Source organism: Limnohabitans sp. G3-2 (genome assembly GCF_002778275.1).
Classification (GTDB): domain Bacteria; phylum Pseudomonadota; class Gammaproteobacteria; order Burkholderiales; family Burkholderiaceae_C; genus Limnohabitans_A.
Genome location: NZ_NESG01000006.1, coordinates 227,541 through 249,798 on the forward strand (window position 1 = coordinate 227,541; position 22,258 = coordinate 249,798).

Sequence of the window (22,258 nt, forward strand, 5' to 3'; positions counted from 1 at the left end):
ATCAAAAAACGCCCGCCAATCTGGGATTGGTCGGGCGTTTGCACACACTTCAGATCACTTGGTGTTGCGGATGCGGTCCAGGTTGGCTTTGCCGAACTGCTTTTCAAACTCGGCAATGGCCGGGGCCATGGTGGCAATGAACTTGGTCTTGTCGACGTTCTCGATGATGTTCATGCCTTTTTTGCGCAGCTCAGCCACGCCGTTGGCATCGTCTTTGTCCACGCGTGCACGGTTGGCTTTGACTGCCTCTTTGGCTGCGTCGAGGAAGATTTGCTTGTCGGCAGCGCTGAGCTTGTCAAACGAGCCCTTGTTCATCAAGATCACCACGGGTGAGTAGACGTGGCCAGTCAGTGTCAGGTGCTTTTGCACTTGGTCAAAGTTGGAGGCCATGATCACCGACAGGGGGTTTTCTTGACCGTCCACAGTGCCTTGCTGCAAAGCGGTGAACACTTCAGGGAAGGCCATCGGTGTGGTCACAATGCCCAAGCTTTTGTAGGCCGCAACGTGCACGGGGTTTTCCATGGTGCGCATCTTCAGACCTTTGAGGTCATCGGGCAGGTTCACAGGGCGCTTGCTGTTGGTCATGTGGCGCACGCCGTTTTCACCCCAGGCCAAAGCCTTGAAGCCTTTGGAGTCGAACTTGGTCAGCAACTCTTGGCCAATGGGGCCATCGAGCACAGCGCGTGCGTGTGCTTTGTCACGGAACAAGAAGGGCACGTCCAGAATGCGCGCTTCGGGCACAAAGTTGGGGACCGGGCCGGTCGATGTGGTGGCCAATTCTTGGGTGCCCAATTGCACCGATTCAATGGACTCGCGCTCGCCGCCCAAAGAGCCGGAGTAGAAGTTCTGAATCTTGATGCGACCGTTGGTGCGCTTTTCGACTTCTTTGGACAGGGTGTCGATGGCTTCACCTTGGTGGGAGTTTTGGCCCACCGAAATGCTGTTGCGCATGACGGTTTGTGAAGATGCCGTGGACATGATGCCGATGGCCAAGCTCAGGCCCAACATCAATTTGCTCAATTTCATGGGATAACTCCTCGTGGGTGGGTGGATGACGACAAGCTGGACATCAACTTGTCATACAAATTTGATTATGGGGTCTGGGTGGCGCGCTGGGCCTACGGGTTTTCGCGGGGGTGCTGATGCCTAGGTGACGCACCCGCAGGGTGCGGGATCCACCCCCAAGAGGCCATTTTGGCCTCTGGAGGGGGATGGCGGCCTCACATGCCGGTGTAGTTGGGCCCGCCGCCGCCCTCGGGCGTGACCCAAACGATGTTTTGCGTCGGGTCTTTGATGTCGCAGGTTTTGCAGTGCACGCAGTTTTGCGCGTTGATCTGCAGGCGGTCCGAGTTGTCTTCGTTTTTCACGTACTCGTACACCCCCGCTGGGCAGTAGCGGCTCTCGGGGCCAGCGTATTTCGCCAGGTTGATGCCCACGGGCACCGACGCGTCTTTCAGCGTCAGGTGAGCCGGCTGGTTTTCTTCGTGGTTGGTGTTGCTGATGAAAACACTCGAGAGGCGGTCAAAGGTCAGCTTGCCATCGGGCTTGGGGTAGTCGATCTTGGGGCAATCGGCCGCTGGCTTCAAATAGGTGTGGTCGGCCTTGTCGCGGCGCAGTGTCCACGGAATGTGGCCGCGCAGCACGAACTGCTCGAAGCCGTTCATGAGTGTGGCCACCGTCAGGCCCTTCTTGAACCAGGTCTTGAAATTGCGGGACTTGTTGAGTTCGGTGTGCAGCCAGCTGGCTTCAAACGCTTCGGGGTAGGCGCTCAACTCATCATGCTGGCGACCGGCCACCACCGCGTCGTAAGCGGCTTCGGCGGCCAGCATGCCGGTCTTGATGGCGGCGTGGCTGCCTTTGATGCGGCTGACGTTCAGATAACCGGCGTCACACCCGACCAAGGCACCGCCTGGGAACACGGTCTTGGGCAGGCTCATCAGGCCGCCCGCCGTGATGGCGCGGGCGCCGTAGCCGATGCGCTTGGCATTGACTTCGCCTTGGGCGTTGGTGAAGTACCACTTGATGTTGTTGTGGGTTTTCCAGCGCTGGAATTCTTCAAAAGGGCTGAGCCAAGGGTTGGCGTAGTCCAGGCCCACCACATAGCCGATGGCGATTTTGTTGTCTTCCATGTGGTACATGAAAGCGCCGCCGTAGGTGTCGTTGTTCATGGGCCAGCCGGCGGTGTGCATGACAAAACCAGGGGTGTGGCGTGAGGGGTCGATTTCCCAAACTTCCTTGATGCCGATGCCGTAGGTCTGCGGGTCACGGCCTTCGTCGAGTTTGTATTTGGCGATCAGCTGCTTGCCCAGATGGCCGCGTGCGCCTTCGGCAAACACGGTGTACTTGGCGTGCAGTTCCATGCCCAGCTGGAAGTTGTCGGTGGGCTCGCCATCTTTGCCCACGCCCAGATTGCCGGTGGCCACGCCCTTTACCGAAGGTAAACCCCCGTTCGCGCTGCCGTCGTCGTTGTAGAGCACCTCGGCGGCGGTGAAGCCGGGGAAGATTTCCACGCCCAAATTCTCGGCCTGCTGGCCCAGCCAGCGGGTGAAATTACTCAGGCTGATGATGTAGTTGCCGTGGTTTTGTGCGCACTCGGGCAGAAAGATGCCGGGGGTGCGGGTGGCGCCGGTTTCGCTCAAAAAGCTCCAGGCGTCGTCGGTCACGGGCTGATTGAGCGGCGCGCCCAGTTCCTTCCAGTTGGGAAAGAGTTCGGTCAGGGCCTTGGGGTCCATGATCGCGCCGGACAAAATGTGCGCGCCGGGCTCGCCGCCTTTTTCCAGGACCACGACCGACACGTCCTGGCCTTTTTCAGCGGCCAGTTGTTTGAGCCGAATGGCTGTGGACAGGCCGCCAGGGCCGCCACCGACCACGACCACGTCGTATTCCATGGATTCGCGGGGGCCGTAAGTGCTCAGGATTTCTTCGGGGCTCATGAACGTCTCTTCTAGGGAAGGGTCAAAACAAATGTCCAGACACGGGGGGTGTCGGGCGTGTGACTCATTTTATGCGGCTCTTTTCCGCTTGCCCCGCACAATGGCGTCAGCAGTTTTGCCCCGCAGGGGTTTCCATCTTGAAGGAGTTGTCATGGCTTATGAAATCGATTTGTCGGGCCGCGTGGCTTTGGTCACCGGTGCTTCGGGTGGTTTGGGGGCGCAATTTGCCCGAACACTGGCCGCCGCAGGGGCGGGCGTGGTGTTGGCCAGTCGCCGCATGGACAAGCTCAAGGACCTGCGCGCCGAGATCGAAGCGGCGGGCGGCGACGCCCATGTGGTCGAGATGGATGTGACCGACCGCCACAGCATTGCCGCGGCCGTGGCGCACGCCGAAACCGAGATGGGCAGCATCGACATTCTGGTGAACAACTCGGGCGTGAGCACCACCCAGCGCATCCAGGACGTGACGGAAGAAGACTACGACTTCATCATGAACACCAATGTGCGCGGCGCGTTTTTTGTGGCGCAAGAGGTGGGCAAACGCATGCTGGCCAGGGCCAAGGGCTCGGCGCCGGGCAGCTTCACGGGCGGGCGCATCATCAACATCGCCTCGATGGCGGGCCTGAAGGTGCTGCCGCAAATCGGTGTGTACTGCATGAGCAAGGCCGCCGTGATCCAGATGACCAAGGCTTTTGCGGTGGAGTGGGGCAAATTTGGCATCAACGTGAACGCGATTTGCCCGGGCTACATCGACACCGAGATCAACCACCACCACTGGCAGACCGAGCAAGGCCAAAAGCTCATCAGCATGCTGCCGCGCAAGCGCGTGGGCCAGCCGCAAGACCTGGACGCTTTGCTGATGCTGCTGGCCAGCGACCAGAGCCACTTCATCAACGGTGCGGTGGTGTCGGCCGACGACGGCTTCGCGGTGTGAGGGCCAAGCCATGAAGCTGGAGCTGCCTGCGCACAAAAAGCAAGTGTTTGAGTTGGTGATCCCCATCCGCTGGGGCGATATGGACGCCATGGGCCATGTCAACAACACGGTGTACTTCCGCTACATGGAGACGCTGCGCATCGACTGGTTTGAGGCCATCGGTTGTCAGGTCAACCCGCAAGGGCAGGGCCCGGTCATCGTGAACGCGTTTTGCAATTTCTACAAACAGTTCGAGTTTCCGGGCGACATCTTGGCCAAGATGTTTGTGAGTGACCCGGGCCGCACCACCTTTGAGAGCTGGTGCACATTGGAGCGCACCGACCAGCCGGGAGTGATCTTTGCCGCCGGTGGCGCCACCACGATTTGGGTGGATTTCCCGAACCAAAAAGCCGTGACCCTGCCCGACTGGATGCGGGCCTTGGTCAGCGACTGAGCTGTCGCCCTGGTGTGGGAGTGCACCTCCGTGCGCGAAGGCCTCAAGCCGCAGTTGACGCCGTGCCGCCCACCGCACGCCACTGGTCGGCGTGCTGGTTCAGCCAGTCTTGTGACAGCGTCGCGCTGCCCACTTGCATGGGGTGGAAGTCTTTGCGGGTGTACGCCATGATGGGCTTGGCCACGCGCCAAACCATGCCGTGGCGACCGAACAAAAACTTGCCTGCCGACCACCAGGTGGACGGCTTGAACAGCGTCTTGTCGTGCCAGAGGTTGTTGACGGTTTGGCGCAGCACGTCGGTGCTGAACTGGATGGTCACGTACCAGAACCAGCGCATGCGCCAGGCGTGGTTGCCGCCCAAGCGCTGGTACAGGTCAAAGGCCACGCATTTGTGCTCGGACTCTTCTGCCGCGTGCCAGCGCCACAAGGTTTTGAGGGGCTCTTCGGCCCCGGCAAACCAGTCGCCTGGCTGGTCCAGGCGGTCCAGGGTCAGGTCACCAAAGATTGAGGTGTAGTGCTCAAAAGCGGCGGTGATCGCCAGCTCGTGCAAATAGCCTTTGTCGCTTTTGCTGAAAAATTCTTCGCGGCCTTGTTTCAGTCGCCGCTCCGCGCGGGGGCCCCAGTGGTTGACCAGCCCTTGTTTTTCCAGGTGGGCGTTGTACAGCGCGTGCAGGTGGCGGTGGGTCGCTTCCTGGCCCACAAAGCCCTTGGCGATCTGCTTGAGTTCGGCGTTTTCTGGCGTGTCCGGCAGGTTTTTCGCGCCCGCCTTGACCGCGTCAATGAAGGACTGCTCGCCCACGGGGAAGCTCATGGACAGGGCGTTGGCATAGGCGGTCAAAAACGCATTACCGCCGTTCCAGTGCCGAGAAAAACCTTGGCTCAGGTCCACGCTGAGTCGGCGAACGGTCAATTCGGTGGGGGCTGCAGGGTAGGTGCTCATGGGGTGTGCTTTGGGAGATCGGTCAGAATCTGAGCATTGTTCATGTTTTGCAAAGACCTTGCAACTCGCGATCTGCTCACATTTTGGAAGAGGTTTTTTCGATGCCCAGACCGAAACCCGATCAAGCAACAGCGCCGCTGCAAGGCCCACCGAGCCTCAGGCGCCAGCCTTCACAAGCCCGTGCCCAGCAAACCATGCAAACCTTGTTCAAGGCGGCTGCTCAGATTTTGGACAAGGACGGCGAGGCCGGTTTGACCACCAACAAAGTGGCCGCCGCTGCGGGTTTTTCAATTGGCACGCTGTACCAGTACTTTCCGAGCAAGGAGGTGCTGGTGCGGGCCATGGCGGCCAAAGGGCAAGACATGGTGTTGCAAGCCCTGGAACAATACTTGGCGGCGCTCGAGTTGCGGCCCGATGTGTCCCAGATGGATCCGCAAGACCTGCTGCGGCAAGCGATGCGCATCTTGCTGCAGGGCTTTGCCAGCGGTAAAGGCTTTAGCCAAAGCCTGATCCGCTTGGGCTGGGTGATGGAGCAACCCCAGGAGACGGCCAGCGTGGTGCGCCAAGTGGCCGATCGCTTGGCGATCTTCTTTGAGCGCATCAACCACCCGGCCTTGAAGTCACCATCGCCCGCACAGTTGTTTGTGCTCAGCCGCTCGGTGATCGGCACTTTGCGCAGCGCCAGCCTCGAAAAATCGCCGCTCTTGGGCGGAGCGGCGCTCGAAGACGCGCTGGTGCAGGTGGCCTGGGCCTTGTTGGCCCGGCCGGATCAGGCCGCGGGTTTGGCTTTGGGCGCACGGCCCATCAGATAAAACTCGGGGTTGGGCATCATGCCGCTGAAGCTGGCCATGCGGTTGGAGAGGCCAAAGAAGGCGGTGATCGCTGCGATGTCCCAGATGTCCTCGTCGTTGAAGCCGTGGGCGTGCAGGGCGGCAAAGTCGGCGTCTTCGACCTGGTCGGAGTGCTGGCAGACCTTCATCGCAAAGTCCAGCATGGCGCGCTGGCGCGGGCTGATGTCGGCCTTGCGGTGGTTGATGGCCACCTGATCGGCCACCAGCGGTTTCTTTTCGTAGATGCGCAGGATGGCGCCGTGCGCCACCACGCAATACAGGCAGTGGTTGGCCGCGCTGGTGGTGGTCACGATCATCTCGCGCTCGCCTTTGGTCAGGCCACTCTCGCGCCCCACCGACTCGGGCACCATCAGGGCGTCGTGGTAGGCAAAAAAAGCGCGCCACTCGGCCGGGCGGCGGGCCAAGGCCAGAAAGACGTTGGGCACAAAACCGGCTTTTTCTTGGACTTCGAGCACCTTGGCTTGGATGTCTTCGGGCAGGTCATGGATTTCGGGGGCGGGGTACCGCGGGGTGGGCGCTGTGCTCATGGTGTCTCCAGGTTGCAATGCTTTTGATTATGCTCACTCCACTTCAAGGAGCCTGACATGTCCAACACACCCGCACGTTCACCCATTGCGCAAGCCCGCGAGGCCCACCCTGATGACGCCGCCTTCCAGGCGGGCCTGACCACCCGCACCCAGGTCATGGGCCCCGAGTACGTGGACCGCGCCCTGGGCGCCGCCACCGACTACACCCTGCCCATGCAGGAATTCATCACGGCCAATGCCTGGGGCAATGTCTGGCAGCGCCCGGGTCTCGACATGAAAACCCGCAGCCTGATCACCGTGGCCATGCTCACGGCCCAGGGCAAGCAGCACGAGCTCAAAGCCCATGTGCGCGGCGCCATCAACAACGGCGCCACACCCGAAGAGTTGCGCGAAGTGATGCTGCACGCCACCGTGTACTGCGGCTTTCCGACCGCCATCGACGCCTTCCGTTCCGTCACCGAAGTGGTCGAGTCCATGGCCTGAGCGCGCTTGGGCCATGGCGGGGCGAGTAACGCAGGCAACAGGGCTGCATTGACGGCTTGGGGCTTTTCACCGATTCTCGGATGAGGAGACAAACCCCATGGAATTTTCAGAACTCATCAAGGCCCGAAAAAGCGTTCGCGGCTACCTGCCCAAACCCGTGCCCCGTGAGGTGATCGAAGAGATCATCGAGGTGGCCAAGTGGTCGCCCTCGTCCATGAACACCCAGCCTTGGTATGTGCATGTGGTCACGGGCGAGCCCTTGGACCGCATTCGCCGGGGCAACACCGAGAACATGGTCAAGGGCGTGCCGCCCAAGCGCGACTTTCCGATGAAAGAGTCCTATGAGGGCATCCACCGCAAGCGCCAAGTCGACATCGCCATCCAGCTGTTCGACGCCATGGGCATCGCCCGCGACGACAAAGAGCGGCGCACCGATTGGGTGATGCGCGGTTTTCGGCAGTTCGATGCGCCCGTGTCGCTGGTGCTGACCTACGACAAATACCTCGAGCCTGCGGCCATCAGCCAGTTTGACCTGGGCGCTTTGTCGCACGCCTTGGTGCTGGCCGCGTGGGAGCGAGGCCTGGGCAGCGTCATCAACGGCCAAGGCATCATGCAGTCGGCGGTGGTGCGCGAGCACGCGGGCATCCCCGACGACCAGAACATCATGATCTGCATCGCCATGGGTTACCCGGACGAAGACTTTGTGGCCAACAGCGTCAAGTCGGTGCGCGAAGACGCCGCCAACTTTGTGCGTTACGTCGGCTTCTGAACCTTTTTATTCATTGGCCATCGGGCGATGGCGACGGACGCTTGGAGTGAAGACCCCATGAACTTGAGCAAAGACGAGATGGCTTTTCGTGACGAGGTGCGAGCCTTTTTGGCGGCCGAGTTGACCGACGAGATTCGCTTGGGCGGGCACCGCACCTCGGGCATTTTTTCCGACTACGAAGTCGGGATCCCCTGGCAGCGGGTTCTGGCCAAGCGCGGCTGGGCTGCGCCACATTGGCCAGTCGAGTGGGGGGGCTGCGGCTGGACACCCCGGCAGCACGACATTTTTGCCAGCGAGATGGCGGCGGCCGATGCCCCCAAAGTCTCGCCCCTGGGGCTGGTGATGGCCGCGCCCGTGCTGGTGGCCTTTGGCACACAGGCCCAAAAAGAGCGTTGGCTCGCGGACATCCGCAACGGTGAGAGCTACTGGTGTCAGGGCTACAGCGAGCCGGGGTCGGGTTCGGACCTAGCATCGCTGCAATGCCGCGCCCGCCGCGAAGGCAACGAGTGGGTGATCAACGGCTCCAAAATCTGGACCACCCACGCCCACCGCGCCACGCACATGTTTTGCCTGGTGCGCACCGACAACAGCGGCAAGCCCCAGCAAGGCATCAGCTTTTTGATGTTCGAGTTGAACCAACCGGGTATCCAGATCCGGCCGATCATCAGCATCTCGGGCGACCACGAATTCAACCAGGTCTTTTTTGACGAAGCCCGTGTGCCCGCTGACGCGCTGATCGGCGAAGAGAACCAGGGCTGGACGATTGCCAAATTTTTGCTGGAGCATGAGCGGGGCGGCTCGTCTGCGCCGTTCCTGCGGGGCCGGCTGGCCCGCTTGCGCGAATCCTTGCAAGAGGCCTTTGCGCAAAGCGCGCCGGGCACCGAACACGAAGACATCGCCGTGAGCTTGGCCAACGCACAGTGCCGCATTGACGCCTTGCACGCTTGGGAGCAGCAGGTGCTGACCGCGCGCATTGGCGGCGGCACGCAGCCCAGCTGGATGCCGGCTGCGCCCTCCATGGGCAAGGTGCTGGCGACCGAGCTCAAGCAACACCTGACCGAGCTGGGCCTGGACATTGCGGGCCCCTATGGCAGCACCAGCCTGACCATCGAAGAAGCCACGGCCCACGCGCTGCCTGTGCCCGAAGAGTCGGTGTTCGCGACCCGGGCGTATTTGAACGACCGCGCCGCCTCGATTTATGGCGGCACCAACGAAGTGCAGCGCAACCTGATTGCCCGCCACATTCTGGGGGCCGAGGTGGTGGAGCCTGTGTTGCCGCTTGACGAGACGCAGGCCATGCTCGTGGACAGTCTGCAAGGTTGGTTGCAAGACAAATTACCGTTTGACCAACGCGCACCCATGATCGCCACACCAGAGGCGATGGGGCCGCTGTGGCAAGGCCTGGCGCACGAGTTGGGTCTCTTGGGCGCAGCGCTGCCGGAACATCTGGGCGGCATGGGCGGTGGTTTGCCCGAGCAGCTGCTGATCTGCCAGGCCCTGGGCGCGGCTTTGGTGGCCGAGCCCTACAGCAGCGCGGCCGTCTTGGGCGCCAACTTGCTGCAGGCGCTGGCCGACCCGGCGGCCGACGCGCTGCTGCAAGGCCTGGCCGAGGGCCAAGTGCGTGTGGCCGTGGCGGCTTTGGAGCCGGCAGGGCGCAGCGATTTGAGCCGCGTGCAGACCCGGTTGCACAACCTGAACGGCCAGTGGCGCATCAGTGGGCACAAAGCCATGGTGCGCGGCGCACCCGGGGCTACACACTGGCTGGTGAGCGCACGGGACGACGCAGGCCAGCTGCGCATCGCGCTGCTTGACCCCGCAGCCAGCGGCGTGCAGCGGCGCGATGTTCGGCTGATTGACGGCGCGTGGGCAGCTGAATTGGCGTTTGAGCAAACGCCCGTGCAGGCCATCATCGGCCAAGGCAATGCACTGTCAGCGCTCTCGCATGCTTGGGACTCGGCCACGCTGGCCGCAGGCGCCGAGGCCGTGGGCGTGATGCAAGCCTTGATGCGCGACATGCTGAACTACACCAGCCAGCGCAAACAGTTCGGCCAGCCCCTGGCGGCCTTCCAGGCTTTGCAACACCGCATGGCCGACATGTACATGGCGCTGGTGCAAGCCGCGGCGGCGGTGGGCGCTTGTGCCGATGTGCTGGGCGAGCGCCCCGAACGCCGCGCCGAGCGCGTGTCATCGGCCCATGTCACGGTGCTGCGTGCGGCGCGGCTGGTGGGGCAGGGCGCGGTGCAGTTGCATGGCGGCATGGGCATGACCGACGAGCTGGCCGTGGGCCACGGCTTCAAGCGGCTCACGGTCATCGAGCAGCAGTTTGGTGGGGTGGCGCAGCACCTGCGGCGGGTGGCGGCATCCACGATCCATTCAGAGGGGTAGACGCATTGGGGTGGGGTGTATATACTTCCCGTATATACATCGAATGGGGAGGCGCGAATGGCATTGGCTCGTATTTTTCAATCAGGCAACAGCCAAGCAGTTCGTCTGCCCAAAGAGTTTCGATTTGATGCCGACCAAGTTGAAATTTTTCGACAGGGCAATGACATCGTTTTGCGGCAAGTGCCTTCCCATGCCGCCGCCGTTTTTGACCTGTTGAGCAGTTTGCCTTCTGACTTTATGGCAGAAGGCAGACAAGACACTCCGCCGCAAGAACGCGAGGGGTTTTGACCTTGGCCATGGGCGCCCAACGCTATCTGTTGGACACCAACATTTGCATCTACATTGCCAAAGGCCAGCCATTGGCCGTACGCCACCGTTTTGAAAAGCAGCCGCTGCAGACGCTGGCCATGTCGACCATCACGGTGGGGGAGCTGCGTTTTGGCGCAGAAAAAAGCCAATTCCGTGATCGTGCTTTGGCGACCTTGGACCAGTTGGTTCAGATGATTCGCCCGAGTGCTTTGCCCATGGCTGCCGCAGAGCACTATGGAAATATCCGCGCGATCTTGCAACGGCAGGGCTTGCCGATTGGCAACAACGACTTGTGGCTGGCTGCCCACGCCTTGGCAGAGGACTGGACTTTGGTCACCAACAATACCCGGGAGTTCGAGCGTGTGCCGGGTTTGCGGGTCGAAAATTGGGCGCTTGCAGATTGATTTCACCCGATGTGGGCTCACCCCCGCATCAACTTCTGAATCAGATCCGCTGCCCCTGAGGCCTGGTATTTGCGCATCAACTTGACGCGGTAGATCTCGACCGTGCGGTGGCTGATGCCCAGGGCTTTGCCAATCTCTTTGCTGGTCAGGCCATCCATCAGGTGGGCGGCGACTTCGCGTTCGCGGGCGGTGAGCTCGGCTTTGACCGGTTTGCGGGCCGAGAGGTCTTCAAAGGTCCAGATGCCGGCTTCGTGTGGGGCGTCGCGGTTGAGCGCACGTCCCGTCACATGGCACCAAAAAGTCTCGCCCTTGAATCGGCCGTCCACGCGCTTCATCACCCGGTCGTCGGCGTACACGCCCTTGGCGTTCAGGATGGGGGTGATGCGCTGGCCGGTGCGCTCGTACTCGTCGGCGCTGGGGTAGAGCAGCTGGAAGGTCTGCCCAATCAGTTGTTCGCGGGGCACGCCAAACATCTCGCACACGCGCTGATTGCAGTCGACCATGGTGCGGTTGCGCGAAAGCACCATGCCGATGGGGGCGAGGTCAAAAGCGAGGCGGTAGTCGATGTCGGTGTTCATGGTGTTGCTGCGCCTCTGTGTGGGCGGTTACGCCCACGGCCGATTCAGGGTGGCTCAAAGACGCATCCTTGTAGGAGGCCGCCCCCGCGGCCGAATGAGATTGGTCCCAAAACGTATCCGTGTAGGAGGCCGCCCCCGCGGCCGAATGAGCTTGGCCCCAAAACGTATCCGTGTAGGAGGCCGCCCCCGCGACCGAATGAGATTGGTCCCAAAACATATCTTTGTAGGAGGCCGCCCCCGCGGCCGAATGAGGGTGGGCCCAAGACGTCGGCCTCAGGTCCAGCCACTACGAAAAACTACGTAATCCAATACGTAGTATCGTAGCGCTTTCATCTTCTACCGGAGACTGGCGTGAACAAGATTTTTCCTTCCGCAGCCGAGGCCTTGAAGGGCATCGTGGCTGACGGTCAACTCATCGGTGTGGGCGGTTTTGGCCTGTGCGGCATCCCCGAAGCCCTCATTGCTGCCCTGCGCGACAGCGGTGTGCAGAACCTGACCGCGATTTCCAACAACGCGGGTGTGGACGATTTCGGTTTGGGCTTGCTGCTGCAGACCCGCCAGATCAAGAAGATGATTTCGTCTTATGTGGGTGAGAACAAAGAGTTCGAGCGCCAGTACCTGGCGGGCGAGCTGGCCCTGGAATTCACCCCCCAAGGCACGCTGGCCGAGAAGCTGCGTGCGGGCGGTGCGGGCATCCCGGCCTTCTTCACCAAGACCGGTGTGGGCACCTTGGTGGCCGAAGGCAAAGAGCTGCGCGAGTTCGATGGCGAGACCTATGTGATGGAGCGTGCCTTGGTGCCCGATGTGGCGCTGGTCAAAGCGCACCGCGCCGACAAGTCCGGCAACCTGCAGTTCCGTTACACCTCGCGCAACTTCAACCCCGCCGTCGCCATGGCCGGCAAGATCTGCGTGGTCGAGGTCGAAGAGATTGTGGAAACCGGCGACATGCACCCCGACAGCGTGCACCTGCCCGGCATTTATGTGCACCGCATCGTGCTCAACACGAAACCTGAAAAGCGCATCGAGAAACGCACCATCACTGAAAAGGCGGGAGTCTGATATGAGCTGGAGTCAAGACCAAATGGCCGCCCGTGCGGCCCACGAACTGGAAGACGGTTTTTATGTGAACCTGGGCATCGGCATCCCCACGCTGGTGGCCAACTTTGTGCCCGCCGACAAGGAAGTCTGGCTGCAGAGCGAAAACGGCATGCTGGGCATTGGCCCGTTTCCGACCGAAGACGAGGTCGATGCCGACCTCATCAACGCGGGCAAGCAGACCGTGACGACCATCAAAGGCTCGTCCATCTTTGGCAGCGAGCAGTCCTTTGCCATGATCCGCGGCGGCAAGATCAACCTGTCCATCCTGGGCGCGATGCAAGTCACCGACAAGGGCGATCTGGCCAACTGGATGATCCCCGGCAAGATGGTCAAGGGCATGGGCGGCGCGATGGACTTGGTGGCGGGCGTCAAGCGCGTGATCATCCTGATGGAACACGTGGCCAAGAAGAAAGACGGCACCGAAGACATGAAGATCCTGCCCGAGTGCACACTGCCGCTGACCGGCAAGGGCGTGGTCGACCGCATCATCACCGACCTGGCCGTGATGGACGTGACCGACGCGGGCCTCAAGGTCGTCGAGCTGGCCCCGGGCGTGACGCCTGAGGCGCTGCAGGCCAAGACGGGTGTGAAGCTGATCTTCTGATCTGGTCTTCAAACTGCCAATGAAAAGGCCCCGTGAGGGGCCTTTTTGTTTGGAGCGGGTGATGGGAATCGAACCCACGTTATTTGCTTGGGAAGCAAGAGTCCTACCATTGAACGACACCCGCGAAGGTGTGGAGTTTACTTCAGGATGTCACCCATGCAGAGGTACTTGATTTCCACATAGTCGTCCATGCCGTGGTGTGAGCCTTCGCGGCCGAGGCCTGATTGCTTGACGCCGCCAAAGGGCACATGCTCGGTGGCCAAAATGCCCACGTTGATGCCCACCATGCCGTACTCCAGGGCTTCGCTCACGCGGAAGATGCGGCCCACATCGCGGCTGTAAAAGTAGCTGGCCAGACCAAACTCGGTGTTGTTGGCGGCAAAGATGGCGTCTTGCTCGGTCTTGAACTTGAAGATGGGCGCAAACGGACCAAAGGTTTCTTCTTTGGCGCAGACCATGTCGGCGGTTGCGTCGGCGATCACGGTGGGTTCAAAAAACTGCCCGTCCAGGCGCTTGCCCCCAGTGAGCACACGCCCGCCCTTGGCGATGGCGTCTTTCACATGGCGCTCGACCTTGTCAAGAGCCGAGGGCTCGATCAGCGGGCCTTGGTTCACGCCCTCGGCAAAGCCGTTGCCGACTTTGGCGGTGTTGACTTTGGCCGCGAACTTGCTGGTGAACTCTTCGTACACCGACTCCTGCACATAAAAGCGGTTGGTGCACACGCAGGTCTGGCCTGCATTGCGGTATTTGCTGGCGAATGCACCTTCCACAGCGCTGTCGATGTCGGCGTCGTCGAACACGATGAAGGGGGCGTTGCCACCCAGCTCCAGCGACATCTTCTTGACGGTGGGGGCTGATTGCGCCATCAGAATGCGACCCACTTCGGTGGAGCCGGTGAAGCTGATGTGGCGCACCACGTCGCTGGCGCACAGCACCTTGCCGATGGCGATGCTTTGCGGGCCATCGGCGGTGATGATGTTGAGCACCCCGGCCGGGATGCCGGCGCGGATCGCCAGCTCCGCCGCTGCCAAGGCTGTGAGTGGGGTTTGCTCGGCCGGTTTGATGACCACGGGGCAGCCGGCGGCCAGCGCGGGGGCCACTTTGCGGGTGATCATGGCCAGCGGGAAGTTCCAGGGCGTGATGGCCGCGCACACGCCAATAGGCTGCTTGAGCACCAAGAGGCGGCGGTTGTTGTCAAACTGCGGCAGGGTCTCGCCGTTGACGCGCTTGGCCTCTTCGGCAAACCACTCCACAAAACTGGCGCCATAGGCCACTTCGCCGCGAGACTCGGCGATGGGCTTGCCGTTTTCTGCGGTCATGAGGCGGGCCAGGTCTTCGGTGTTGGCGATCAAGAGATCAAACCACTTGCGCAAGATGATGCTGCGCTCTTTGGCGGTCTTGGTTTTCCAGGGGCCCCAGGCGGCGTTGGCCGCGGCAATGGCGGCTTCGGCTTCGGTCGCTCCGAGGTTGGCCACGTTGGCCAAATGCCCGCCCGTGGCCGGGTCGGTCACCTCAAACCGCTGGCTGCCCGTGACCCATTGGCCGTTGATCAGGGCGTCGGTTTTGAGCAAAGTGGGGTCGTTGAGCAAGGCAAGGGGGGAGGTGGTCATGGTGTTCAAGTTGAAATGAAAAGGCTCGGCAGCTTGGGGTTGGCTGGTTCAAACGTGAGCATAGCGGTCAACAAAGCGGCGCTGTGTCGCGCATTTAACGTCTGGATCCATGGCGCATGGTGGCCCATCCAGCCATTCATGGGCATGCTCGGTGCGCTCATCCAGTCCAGTCGAAGGGGTTGACCAATTTCACCCCGGCCAACATCTCCCCGTTGCCCATGTCCTCTGTGAGCAGCACCGAACACCCCGCAATGTGGGCGCTGGCCACGATGAGGGCATCCCAGTAACTCAAAGCGTGTTTTTGGTGCAAATCCAGTGCCATGTCGATGGTGTCTGGCGTGACGGCAGCGATGTCCAGCTGACGGTAGCAGTGCAGCTGTTCTCGAATGTGAACATGCGTCAGGCCCAGTTTGCGCAGGCCGACCTGGATGTATTCGTTGAGCACCTGTGTAGACAGCACGCCCAAACGCTCAAATCGGAGGTGGCGCAGCAAATCGATGGCGATGCGCTGTTTGCGGGGTTCATCGGTGCTGTCGGCATAGACCAGAACGTTGGTGTCGATGAAGCATCGGGCTTTGGGCAGGCTCAACAATGGGCCCCAAGGTGGCGTGGGCTCAGCTGCGATCATGCAGGGCGTCTCGGTCCAATGTGTAGCCCTGCAGACGTCCGCCACCGTTCAGGCAACGCTGCTCCCAAAGTTGCCATTCGGCGGCTTGTCGTTCTTGACCCGCCAGTTGTTCCAGATAGTCGCGCACAGCTTGGTTCAGACTTTTGCCCATCTTGCGGGCGGCTTCCCGAGCGGCTTGTGCGACGCGTTCGTCAACGGACAGGGTGATGTTCATGGCGGGCCTTTCTCAAGGGTTCAGAGGGGTGGACCCCACCGAATGGCAAATTCACACATATTATGTGCGAGCCGGTTGGGGGATGCAAATCAGCCCCGCCGAAAAGCCCATGGACCCAGAGGCCCCAAACTTATAATGCACGGTTGCACTTTGAGCGAAACACCCCATGAGCCAAGCCACTTTCTCCGTCTCCGACATCCGCAAGACCTTTTTGGACTTTTTTCAGTCCAAAGGCCACACCGTGGTGGCCTCCAGCCCCTTGGTGCCTGGCAACGACCCGACCCTGATGTTCACCAACTCGGGCATGGTCCAGTTCAAGGACGTGTTTTTGGGCTCGGACAAGCGCTCGTATGTGCGCGCCGCCTCTGTGCAAGCCTGCCTGCGCGCCGGCGGCAAGCACAACGACCTGGAAAACGTGGGTTACACCGCGCGCCACCACACCTTCTTCGAGATGCTGGGCAACTGGTCGTTTGGCGACTACTTCAAGCGCGAGTCGCTGGAGTGGGCCTGGGAGCTGCTCACCCAGGTCTACAAGCTGCCCGCCGACAAGCTCTACGCCACCGTCTACATGGAAGACGACGAGGCCCATGGCATTTGGGAAGGCATTTTTGTCAAAGCCGGTTGGACGCCTGAGCGCATCAAAGCCGAAAACCGCATCATCCGCATCGGCGACAACAAGGGTGGCCGCTACAAGTCTGACAACTTCTGGATGATGGCCGACACCGGCCCTTGCGGTCCTTGCTCCGAGATTTTTTACGACCACGGCGCGCACATTCCCGGCGGCCCACCCGGCAGCCCCGATGAAGATGGCGACCGCTTCATCGAGATCTGGAACAACGTGTTCATGCAGTTCAACATGGACGAAACCGGTGCCGTCACGCCGCTGCCCGCGCCTTGCGTGGACACGGGCATGGGCCTCGAGCGCTTGGCCGCCATCTTGCAGCACGTGCACAGCAACTACGAGATCGATATTTTTGACGCGCTGATCAAGGCCGCTGCCCGTGAGACCGGCTGCACCGACCTGAACAACAAGTCGCTGCGCGTGATCGCCGACCACATCCGCGCCACCGCCTTCTTGGTGAGCGACGGCGTGGTGCCGAGCAACGAAGGCCGGGGTTATGTGCAGCGCCGCATCGTGCGCCGCGCCATTCGCCACGGTTATTTGCTGGGCCAAAAGACCCCGTTCTTCCACAAGCTGGTGCCCGACTTGGTCCAACTCATGGGCGTGGCTTACCCCAACATGGCCGATCAGGCCGAGCGCATTGCCGACGTTTTGCGTGTGGAAGAAGAGCGCTTCTTTGAAACGCTGCAAAGCGGCATGCAAATTTTGGACGCGGCCCTCGACGGTGGCGTCAAAGTGCTGCCGGGCGAAGTGGCCTTCAAGCTGCACGACACCTATGGCTTCCCGCTCGATTTGTCCGCCGATGTGTGCCGCGAACGTGGTCTGAGCGTGGACGAAGCGGGTTTTGCCGCTGCCATGGAAAAGCAAAAAGCCCAGGCCCGTGCGGCGGGCAAGTTCAAGATGGACAAGGCGCTCGACTATGCGGGCGCGGGCAACGACTTTGTGGGCTATGAAGACCTGACGGCCCACGCCAAAGTGCTGGCCTTGTACGCCGATGGCAACGCCGTGAGCGAGCTCAAAGCTGGCCAATCCGGCGTGGTGGTGTTGGACACGACCCCGTTTTATGCCGAGTCCGGCGGTCAGGTGGGCGACCAGGGCATGGTCCACCACGCGGGCGGCCAGTTCAAGGTGTTGGATACGCTCAAGATCAAAGCCGATGTGTTTGGCCACCATGGCGAAATCCAATCCGGCAGCTTGAAGGTGGGCGATGCGGTGCAAGCCCATGTGGACATGGCTGTGCGCGCCGCCACCGTGCGCAACCACTCCGCCACCCACCTGATGCACAAAGCCCTGCGCGAAGTGCTGGGCAGCCATGTGCAGCAAAAGGGCAGCTTGGTGAACGCCGAGCGCACCCGCTTTGACTTTGCGCACAACGCCCCCGTGACCGATGCCGAGATCCGCCAAATCGAAGCCCAGGTGAACGCCGAGATTTTGGCCAACGCGGCGGCGCAAGCCCGCGTGATGGACATCGAAAGCGCCCAGAAAACCGGCGCCATGATGCTGTTTGGCGAGAAGTACGGCGAGACCGTGCGTGTTTTGGACATTGGCTCCAGCCGCGAGCTGTGCGGCGGCACCCACGTCAAAGCCACGGGCGACATCGGCCTGTTCAAGATCGTGGGCGAGGGCGGCGTGGCCGCCGGCGTGCGCCGCATCGAGGCGGTGACCGGGGCGAACGCCTTGGCTTACTTGCAGTCACTCGAAGACACCGTGAACCAAGCGGCCGGCACGCTCAAAGCCCAACCGGCCGAGTTGAACGCCCGCATTGCGCAGGTGCTCGACCAGGTCAAGGCGCTGGAGAAAGAACTGGCTGCAGCCAAAGGCAAGCTCGCGTCTGCCCAGGGCGATGAGCTGATGACGCAAGCCGTGGACATCCAAGGCGTCAAGCTCTTGGTGGCCAAGCTGGAGGGTGCAGACGCCAAGACCCTGCGCGACACCATGGACAAGCTCAAGGACAAGATGAAAACGGCCGTGATCGTGCTCACGGCGGTGGACGGCGAGAAGGTGCAGATTGCTGCGGGCGTGAGCGCCGACACCACAGGCAAAGTCAAGGCGGGCGAGCTGGCCAACTTTGTGGCCGCCCAAGTGGGTGGCAAAGGCGGTGGCAAGCCCGACATGGCCATGGCCGGTGGCACCAACCCTGCCGCCTTGCCTGCTGCGATGGCCAGTGTGCAGGCTTGGGTCGCCGAGCGGCTCTGATGCCGTCCCTGGAGGCCGCAGTGGGTTTGGATCCCGCGCCGATGTGGGAGCGAGCCCCTGCTCGCGAATGGTTCAAGAAATTCAAACGCCTGTGCTAAGCCACCCTTCGGCAGCAGGGGCTGCCTCCTACAAAACGACAGCAGGGGCTGCCTCCCACAAATCGGCAGCTGGGCCTGCCTCCTACAAACAGATTTTTTTTGGGGGTTTGCTGTGTGGCTTGCCGCTGCTGGCGCATGCCCAGTTTGACAAAACCCCCTGGCCCCGCGCGCAAGCCACGCCGGCCATCGATGTGGTGGACCTGCAGGGCCAGCGCTGGACCAGCGCTGCGCTGAAGGGCCGGGTGGTGGTGCTCAACTTCTGGGCCACGTGGTGCGCCCCTTGCCAAGAGGAGATGCCGTCCTTGCAGGCCTTGCACCAAGACCCCAAGCCGGGCCCCGGCGACGCGCGGCCAGCGGTCGTGATCGCCATCAATGTCAAAGAATCGCCCAGCACGGTGCGCCGATTCATGGCGGCCCACCAGCTGGATTTGCCGGTGGTGCTGGACGCTCAGGGCGATTTGACGCGCCAGTGGGGCGTGCGCATTTACCCGACCACGGTCTTGATCGGGCCCGAAGGCCGGGCGCGTTGGCGTGTGGTGGGCGAGCTGGATTGGAGCGGCCCCACCGCCCGGGCTTGGTTGAAGGATTTGCAAGCTCCGACAGCGACCGCCAAGTCCGCTGCCATGTCCACCGACAAGTCAACCGCCAAGCCAACCGCCCAGTAAGGCTCTGGGCCCCGCATCCGTTCAAGCAGGCCCAGGCGGTCGGTCATAATCGCCGGGCCCTGCGCGCTTTGTGCCGGGCGACCTGCCTTCGGGGCATTGGCGTTTTCTGCAACGCCTTGCATGTGCCGACAGGTCTCACCTCAATATCGGAGTTCTTTCCATGACCACCGCTCGCCGCTCTTTGCTCCAAGGAGGCGCCGCTCTGGGCGCCCTGTTCGCTGCACCCACTTGGTTGCACGCCCAAACCACGGCCCCGGCCGAACGCCGTTTTGCCCCCGAAGTGGGCACCTGGCGCACCTTTGAGGTGACCACCCGTGTGGAGATCGCCGACCCTCAGGGGGCGACCCGAGTCTGGTTGCCCGTGCCCAGCATGGACACCGCTTGGCAACAATCTTTGGACACCCGCTTCAGCAGCAACGGCGCGGCCCGCATGGGCAGCGATTTGGTGGAAGGCGCTCGTTTTGTGTCGGCCGAATTCGCCGCAGGTGTGCGCCCTGTGATCGAGGTCACCAGCCGCGTGAGAACACAGAACCGTGCTGCCGAATTGAGCGCGGGCCGCGTGTTCGTGGCCGAAAGCGCCGACACCTTGCGCCACTACACCCGCCCCACCCGTTTGCTGCCCACCGACGGCATCGTGCGCACCACGGCCTTGGCGGCCACCAAGGGCGCCAAGAGCGACGAGCAAAAAGCCCGTGCCATCTACGACTGGGTGGTGACCAACGCTTTCCGCGACCCCAAGACACGCGGTTGCGGCGAAGGCGACATCAAGACCATGCTGGAGACCGGCAACCTGGGCGGCAAGTGCGCCGACCTGAACGCCTTGTTTGTGGGCCTGTGCCGCGCGGTCGGTTTGCCTGCGCGCGATGTGTACGGCATCCGCCTGGCGCCATCGGCTTTTGGCTACAAGGAACTGTCGGGCAACCCGGTCAGCCTCAAGGGCGCGCAGCATTGCCGTGCCGAGGTGTATTTGCAAGCGCGTGGTTGGGTGGCGATGGACCCGGCCGACGTGGCCAAGGTCATGCGCCTGGAAACCGCCGAGTGGATCAAGAAGACCGATCACCCTGTGGTGGCCCCGGTGTACAAACACCTGTTTGGCGGCTGGGAAGGCAACTGGATGGCGTGGAACAGCGCACACGATGTGAATTTGCCGGGTGCCAAAGGCGGTGTGGCCAATTTCTTGATGTACCCCGTGGCCGAAACCGCCGAAGGCCGTTTGGACTCTTACACCCCCGACGCTTTCAAGTACACGATCACCGCCACCGAGATCAAGGCCTGATGGGACGGGCTGACCTTCAAGCCTGTCACAGCTTGAGGCTCAGCTGACTTTCAAACACACGGGCTTGGCCCGTGTGGGGGTCGGTGAAGGCGATCGATTGCGCCAGCAGTTGCAAGGGCCGGCTGAAGTCCTCGGGCGCATCCGGGCCGCGCAAAACGGTGGGGTAGAAGGGGTCGCCCTCAATCGGCAGCCCCAAGGCGCTCATGTGGACCCGCAGCTGGTGGCGTTTGCCGGTGACGGGTTCGAGTTGGTACAGCGCCCGCTCGCCTTGCGTCTTCAACACCCGGATGCGGGTTTCGCTGTTGGCGGGGCCTGCCACTTCCTTCGTTCTGAAAAATGGCTCGCCGGGCACCAAGCGGCTGGCGTACACCGCGGGCAAGGCCGAGTCACGCGGCGCAGCGGCGAGCGCGTGGTAAGTCTTGTGGATGTCTTTGTCGCGAAACAGCGCGTGGTAGGCATCGCGGTCGGGCAGGCGTTTGCCCAGCAGCACCAGACCTGCCGTTTCGCGGTCAATGCGGTGCAGCGGCACCAGCTCGGCGCAGCCCGTCAGGCGCTTGAGCTGCACCAACAGGCTTTGCTGCAAATAACGGCCCGAGGGCGTGACGGGCATGAAATGCGGTTTGTCGGCCACCAGCAAATGCGCGTCTTCAAACAGGATGTGCGCCTGAAACGGCAGGGCCGGCTCATCGGCCAGATGGCGGTAGTAATACAGGCGATGGCCGGGCGGGCAGCTGTGCTGGGGCAGGGCGGTTTGCCCGTCTTCGTGCAGCACCAGCCCATGGGCCAAGCGCTCGGCCCATTCGCTGCGCGAGATGCCAGGCATGCGCTGGGCCAAAAAATCGAGCACGTTGGCGGCGCCCTGGGGCAAGGAGACCACGCTGGCGCTCACGCCATCGCGCATGGGCAAGGGGACGGCGTGCCCTGCTGCGCGCATCTCAGACGCGGCGGAACACCAGGTCCCACACGCCGTGGCCGAGTTTCAGGCCCCGGTTTTCAAATTTGGTCAGGGGGCGGTAGTCGGGCTTGGCGGCAAAGCCATCGACGGCGTCGCTGGTGTTGACCAGCAAGGGCTCGGCACGCAGCACGCCCATCATTTGTTCGGAATAGGGCTGCCAGTCGGTGGCCAAGTGCAGGTAGCCGCCGGGTTGGATGTGTTGGGCCAAACGCTGGATGAAAGGGGACTGGATCAGGCGGCGTTTGTGGTGTCGGCTTTTGTGCCAAGGGTCCGGAAAGAAAATGTGCACGCCGTCCAGGCTGTTGGGGCCGAGCATGTGGTCCATGACCTCGATGGCATCGTGCTGGACGATGCGGATGTTGCCAATGCTTTCCTCGCCGCAGCGCTTGAGCAAGGCGCCCACGCCCGGCTCATGCACTTCGCAACACAAAAAGTTGTCGCCCGGGCGCACGTGGGCGATCTTGGCGGTGGCATCGCCCATGCCAAAACCGATTTCCAGAATCAGGGGGGCGCTGCGCCCAAAGGCGGCCGGCACATCCAGACGCGCTGCGCTGTAGGGGACCAAAAACTTCGGGCCGAACTGCTCAAACGCCCGCACCTGGCCCGAGCCCATGCGACCCGCGCGCAGCACATAGGTTTTGATTTGCCGCATGAAGGGCGTGTCTTGGGCCTCTTGGCCAACAGGTGCCGGGGCGGTGGTGGTGTCTTCAGGCATCGTCATGGGGGGAGCGGCTGGGTGGAGCAAA

Annotated in this window: 23 protein-coding genes and 1 tRNA gene; 13 read left to right on the plus strand and 11 right to left on the minus strand. The window is 62.1% G+C overall.

Annotated elements, in window-relative coordinates; all coding sequences use genetic code 11:
• Positions 1 to 54: 54 nt before the first annotated feature.
• On the minus strand, positions 55 to 1,026 hold the full coding sequence (locus B9Z31_RS11435; RefSeq protein WP_100119684.1) for a TRAP transporter substrate-binding protein: 972 nt from the start codon (positions 1,024 to 1,026) through the stop codon (positions 55 to 57).
• A gap of 194 nt (positions 1,027 to 1,220) precedes the next feature.
• Complete coding sequence (locus B9Z31_RS11440) at positions 1,221 to 2,933, minus strand: electron transfer flavoprotein-ubiquinone oxidoreductase (RefSeq protein ID WP_100119685.1); 1,713 nt, start codon at positions 2,931 to 2,933, stop codon at positions 1,221 to 1,223.
• Between the two features lie 151 nt (positions 2,934 to 3,084).
• On the opposite strand from B9Z31_RS11440, the gene B9Z31_RS11445 reads away from it, so the two are divergent.
• Complete coding sequence (locus B9Z31_RS11445) at positions 3,085 to 3,867, plus strand: SDR family oxidoreductase (protein WP_100119686.1); 783 nt, start codon at positions 3,085 to 3,087, stop codon at positions 3,865 to 3,867.
• 10 nt (positions 3,868 to 3,877) lie between these two features.
• Entirely contained in the window at positions 3,878 to 4,300 is a 423-nt protein-coding gene (locus B9Z31_RS11450; RefSeq protein ID WP_100119687.1) for a thioesterase family protein, read from the plus strand.
• Between the two features lie 43 nt (positions 4,301 to 4,343).
• Here the strand turns inward: B9Z31_RS11450 and B9Z31_RS11455 are convergent, their stop codons facing one another.
• Positions 4,344 to 5,240: a metal-dependent hydrolase gene (locus B9Z31_RS11455; protein WP_100119688.1), complete on the minus strand. Its 897-nt coding sequence runs from the start codon at positions 5,238 to 5,240 to the stop codon at positions 4,344 to 4,346.
• 101 nt (positions 5,241 to 5,341) lie between these two features.
• On the opposite strand from B9Z31_RS11455, the gene B9Z31_RS11460 reads away from it, so the two are divergent.
• Complete coding sequence (locus tag B9Z31_RS11460; protein WP_233200926.1) at positions 5,342 to 6,052, plus strand: TetR/AcrR family transcriptional regulator; 711 nt, start codon at positions 5,342 to 5,344, stop codon at positions 6,050 to 6,052.
• Here B9Z31_RS11460 and B9Z31_RS11465 read toward each other — a convergent pair.
• A complete protein-coding gene (locus B9Z31_RS11465; RefSeq protein ID WP_100119689.1) occupies positions 6,010 to 6,618 on the minus strand; it encodes a peroxidase-related enzyme in 609 nt (202 codons plus the stop codon). The two genes, B9Z31_RS11460 and B9Z31_RS11465, sit on opposite strands and share 43 nt — an antisense overlap.
• Positions 6,619 to 6,675: 57 nt before the next feature.
• On the opposite strand from B9Z31_RS11465, the gene B9Z31_RS11470 reads away from it, so the two are divergent.
• From B9Z31_RS11470 to B9Z31_RS11490, 5 genes are all read left to right on the plus strand, one after another.
• Entirely contained in the window at positions 6,676 to 7,101 is a 426-nt protein-coding gene (locus B9Z31_RS11470) for a carboxymuconolactone decarboxylase family protein (RefSeq protein ID WP_100119690.1), read from the plus strand.
• A 97-nt stretch (positions 7,102 to 7,198) separates the two neighbouring features.
• Positions 7,199 to 7,870, plus strand: a complete 672-nt coding sequence (locus tag B9Z31_RS11475) for a nitroreductase (protein WP_100119691.1) — start codon at positions 7,199 to 7,201, stop codon at positions 7,868 to 7,870.
• A gap of 57 nt (positions 7,871 to 7,927) precedes the next feature.
• Positions 7,928 to 10,255, plus strand: a complete 2,328-nt coding sequence (locus tag B9Z31_RS15635) for an acyl-CoA dehydrogenase family protein (RefSeq protein ID WP_143473847.1) — start codon at positions 7,928 to 7,930, stop codon at positions 10,253 to 10,255.
• A 57-nt stretch (positions 10,256 to 10,312) separates the two neighbouring features.
• A complete protein-coding gene (locus B9Z31_RS11485; protein WP_100119693.1) occupies positions 10,313 to 10,543 on the plus strand; it encodes an antitoxin in 231 nt (76 codons plus the stop codon).
• A gap of 8 nt (positions 10,544 to 10,551) precedes the next feature.
• Entirely contained in the window at positions 10,552 to 10,968 is a 417-nt protein-coding gene (locus B9Z31_RS11490; RefSeq protein ID WP_100119823.1) for a type II toxin-antitoxin system VapC family toxin, read from the plus strand.
• 17 nt (positions 10,969 to 10,985) lie between these two features.
• On the opposite strand, the gene B9Z31_RS11495 is transcribed toward B9Z31_RS11490, so the two are convergent.
• Positions 10,986 to 11,546, minus strand: coding sequence for a PAS and helix-turn-helix domain-containing protein (locus B9Z31_RS11495; protein ID WP_100119694.1), 561 nt, complete (start codon positions 11,544 to 11,546; stop codon positions 10,986 to 10,988).
• Between the two features lie 351 nt (positions 11,547 to 11,897).
• Here B9Z31_RS11495 and B9Z31_RS11500 point away from each other — a divergent pair, with 351 nt between their 5' ends.
• A complete protein-coding gene (locus B9Z31_RS11500; protein WP_100119695.1) occupies positions 11,898 to 12,605 on the plus strand; it encodes a CoA transferase subunit A in 708 nt (235 codons plus the stop codon).
• Position 12,606: 1 nt separating this feature from the next.
• Positions 12,607 to 13,248, plus strand: coding sequence for a 3-oxoacid CoA-transferase subunit B (locus B9Z31_RS11505; RefSeq protein ID WP_100119696.1), 642 nt, complete (start codon positions 12,607 to 12,609; stop codon positions 13,246 to 13,248).
• A gap of 50 nt (positions 13,249 to 13,298) precedes the next feature.
• On the opposite strand, the gene B9Z31_RS11510 is transcribed toward B9Z31_RS11505, so the two are convergent.
• From B9Z31_RS11510 to B9Z31_RS11525, 4 genes are all read right to left on the minus strand, one after another.
• Positions 13,299 to 13,372 (minus strand) — tRNA-Gly (locus B9Z31_RS11510).
• Positions 13,373 to 13,385: 13 nt separating this feature from the next.
• The gene (locus B9Z31_RS11515; RefSeq protein WP_100119697.1) at positions 13,386 to 14,858 is read right to left on the minus strand and encodes an NAD-dependent succinate-semialdehyde dehydrogenase; all 1,473 of its coding nucleotides are present in this window, start codon (positions 14,856 to 14,858) and stop codon (positions 13,386 to 13,388) included.
• 157 nt (positions 14,859 to 15,015) lie between these two features.
• Positions 15,016 to 15,486 (minus strand): PIN domain-containing protein, encoded by a 471-nt coding sequence (locus B9Z31_RS11520; RefSeq protein WP_100119698.1) that lies wholly within the window; start codon positions 15,484 to 15,486, stop codon positions 15,016 to 15,018.
• Entirely contained in the window at positions 15,473 to 15,700 is a 228-nt protein-coding gene (locus B9Z31_RS11525; RefSeq protein ID WP_100119699.1) for a DUF6364 family protein, read from the minus strand. The genes B9Z31_RS11520 and B9Z31_RS11525 overlap by 14 nt, the downstream gene beginning before the upstream one ends.
• A 166-nt stretch (positions 15,701 to 15,866) precedes the next feature.
• On the opposite strand from B9Z31_RS11525, the gene alaS reads away from it, so the two are divergent.
• From alaS to B9Z31_RS11540, 3 genes are all read left to right on the plus strand, one after another.
• Positions 15,867 to 18,518, plus strand: coding sequence for an alanine--tRNA ligase (alaS, locus tag B9Z31_RS11530; RefSeq protein WP_100119700.1), 2,652 nt, complete (start codon positions 15,867 to 15,869; stop codon positions 18,516 to 18,518).
• Positions 18,519 to 18,735: 217 nt separating this feature from the next.
• Positions 18,736 to 19,281 carry a TlpA disulfide reductase family protein gene (locus tag B9Z31_RS11535; protein WP_158235682.1) on the plus strand — a complete coding sequence of 182 codons (546 nt, stop codon included), beginning with the start codon at positions 18,736 to 18,738 and terminating at the stop codon, positions 19,279 to 19,281.
• 160 nt (positions 19,282 to 19,441) lie between these two features.
• A complete protein-coding gene (locus B9Z31_RS11540) occupies positions 19,442 to 20,557 on the plus strand; it encodes a transglutaminase-like domain-containing protein (protein WP_100119702.1) in 1,116 nt (371 codons plus the stop codon).
• Between the two features lie 25 nt (positions 20,558 to 20,582).
• On the opposite strand, the gene B9Z31_RS11545 is transcribed toward B9Z31_RS11540, so the two are convergent.
• Together B9Z31_RS11545 and trmB are read right to left on the minus strand one after the other, a co-directional pair.
• Positions 20,583 to 21,491, minus strand: coding sequence for a pseudouridine synthase (locus B9Z31_RS11545; RefSeq protein WP_233200928.1), 909 nt, complete (start codon positions 21,489 to 21,491; stop codon positions 20,583 to 20,585).
• Position 21,492: 1 nt separating this feature from the next.
• Positions 21,493 to 22,233, minus strand: a complete 741-nt coding sequence (gene trmB, locus B9Z31_RS11550; RefSeq protein WP_100119703.1) for a tRNA (guanosine(46)-N7)-methyltransferase TrmB — start codon at positions 22,231 to 22,233, stop codon at positions 21,493 to 21,495.
• Between the last annotated feature and the right edge of the window lie 25 nt (positions 22,234 to 22,258).

What these genes read in the sequence shown, in the direction of transcription:
- B9Z31_RS11495 (WP_100119694.1), bottom strand. Translation starts at nt 11,546, where the DNA reads ATGAACACCGACATCGACTACCGCCTCGCTTTTGACCTCGCCCCCATC.
- B9Z31_RS11520 (WP_100119698.1), bottom strand. Translation starts at nt 15,486, where the DNA reads ATGATCGCAGCTGAGCCCACGCCACCTTGGGGCCCATTGTTGAGCCTG.
- B9Z31_RS15635 (WP_143473847.1), top strand. Translation starts at nt 7,928, where the DNA reads ATGAACTTGAGCAAAGACGAGATGGCTTTTCGTGACGAGGTGCGAGCC.
- B9Z31_RS11460 (WP_233200926.1), top strand. Translation starts at nt 5,342, where the DNA reads ATGCCCAGACCGAAACCCGATCAAGCAACAGCGCCGCTGCAAGGCCCA.
- B9Z31_RS11540 (WP_100119702.1), top strand. Translation starts at nt 19,442, where the DNA reads ATGACCACCGCTCGCCGCTCTTTGCTCCAAGGAGGCGCCGCTCTGGGC.
- B9Z31_RS11435 (WP_100119684.1), bottom strand. Translation starts at nt 1,026, where the DNA reads ATGAAATTGAGCAAATTGATGTTGGGCCTGAGCTTGGCCATCGGCATC.
- B9Z31_RS11490 (WP_100119823.1), top strand. Translation starts at nt 10,552, where the DNA reads ATGGGCGCCCAACGCTATCTGTTGGACACCAACATTTGCATCTACATT.
- B9Z31_RS11465 (WP_100119689.1), bottom strand. Translation starts at nt 6,618, where the DNA reads ATGAGCACAGCGCCCACCCCGCGGTACCCCGCCCCCGAAATCCATGAC.
- trmB (WP_100119703.1), bottom strand. Translation starts at nt 22,233, where the DNA reads ATGACGATGCCTGAAGACACCACCACCGCCCCGGCACCTGTTGGCCAA.
- B9Z31_RS11485 (WP_100119693.1), top strand. Translation starts at nt 10,313, where the DNA reads ATGGCATTGGCTCGTATTTTTCAATCAGGCAACAGCCAAGCAGTTCGT.
- B9Z31_RS11505 (WP_100119696.1), top strand. Translation starts at nt 12,607, where the DNA reads ATGAGCTGGAGTCAAGACCAAATGGCCGCCCGTGCGGCCCACGAACTG.
- B9Z31_RS11470 (WP_100119690.1), top strand. Translation starts at nt 6,676, where the DNA reads ATGTCCAACACACCCGCACGTTCACCCATTGCGCAAGCCCGCGAGGCC.
- alaS (WP_100119700.1), top strand. Translation starts at nt 15,867, where the DNA reads ATGAGCCAAGCCACTTTCTCCGTCTCCGACATCCGCAAGACCTTTTTG.
- B9Z31_RS11515 (WP_100119697.1), bottom strand. Translation starts at nt 14,858, where the DNA reads ATGACCACCTCCCCCCTTGCCTTGCTCAACGACCCCACTTTGCTCAAA.
- B9Z31_RS11445 (WP_100119686.1), top strand. Translation starts at nt 3,085, where the DNA reads ATGGCTTATGAAATCGATTTGTCGGGCCGCGTGGCTTTGGTCACCGGT.
- B9Z31_RS11525 (WP_100119699.1), bottom strand. Translation starts at nt 15,700, where the DNA reads ATGAACATCACCCTGTCCGTTGACGAACGCGTCGCACAAGCCGCTCGG.
- B9Z31_RS11475 (WP_100119691.1), top strand. Translation starts at nt 7,199, where the DNA reads ATGGAATTTTCAGAACTCATCAAGGCCCGAAAAAGCGTTCGCGGCTAC.
- B9Z31_RS11450 (WP_100119687.1), top strand. Translation starts at nt 3,878, where the DNA reads ATGAAGCTGGAGCTGCCTGCGCACAAAAAGCAAGTGTTTGAGTTGGTG.
- B9Z31_RS11440 (WP_100119685.1), bottom strand. Translation starts at nt 2,933, where the DNA reads ATGAGCCCCGAAGAAATCCTGAGCACTTACGGCCCCCGCGAATCCATG.
- B9Z31_RS11455 (WP_100119688.1), bottom strand. Translation starts at nt 5,240, where the DNA reads ATGAGCACCTACCCTGCAGCCCCCACCGAATTGACCGTTCGCCGACTC.
- B9Z31_RS11545 (WP_233200928.1), bottom strand. Translation starts at nt 21,491, where the DNA reads ATGCGCGCAGCAGGGCACGCCGTCCCCTTGCCCATGCGCGATGGCGTG.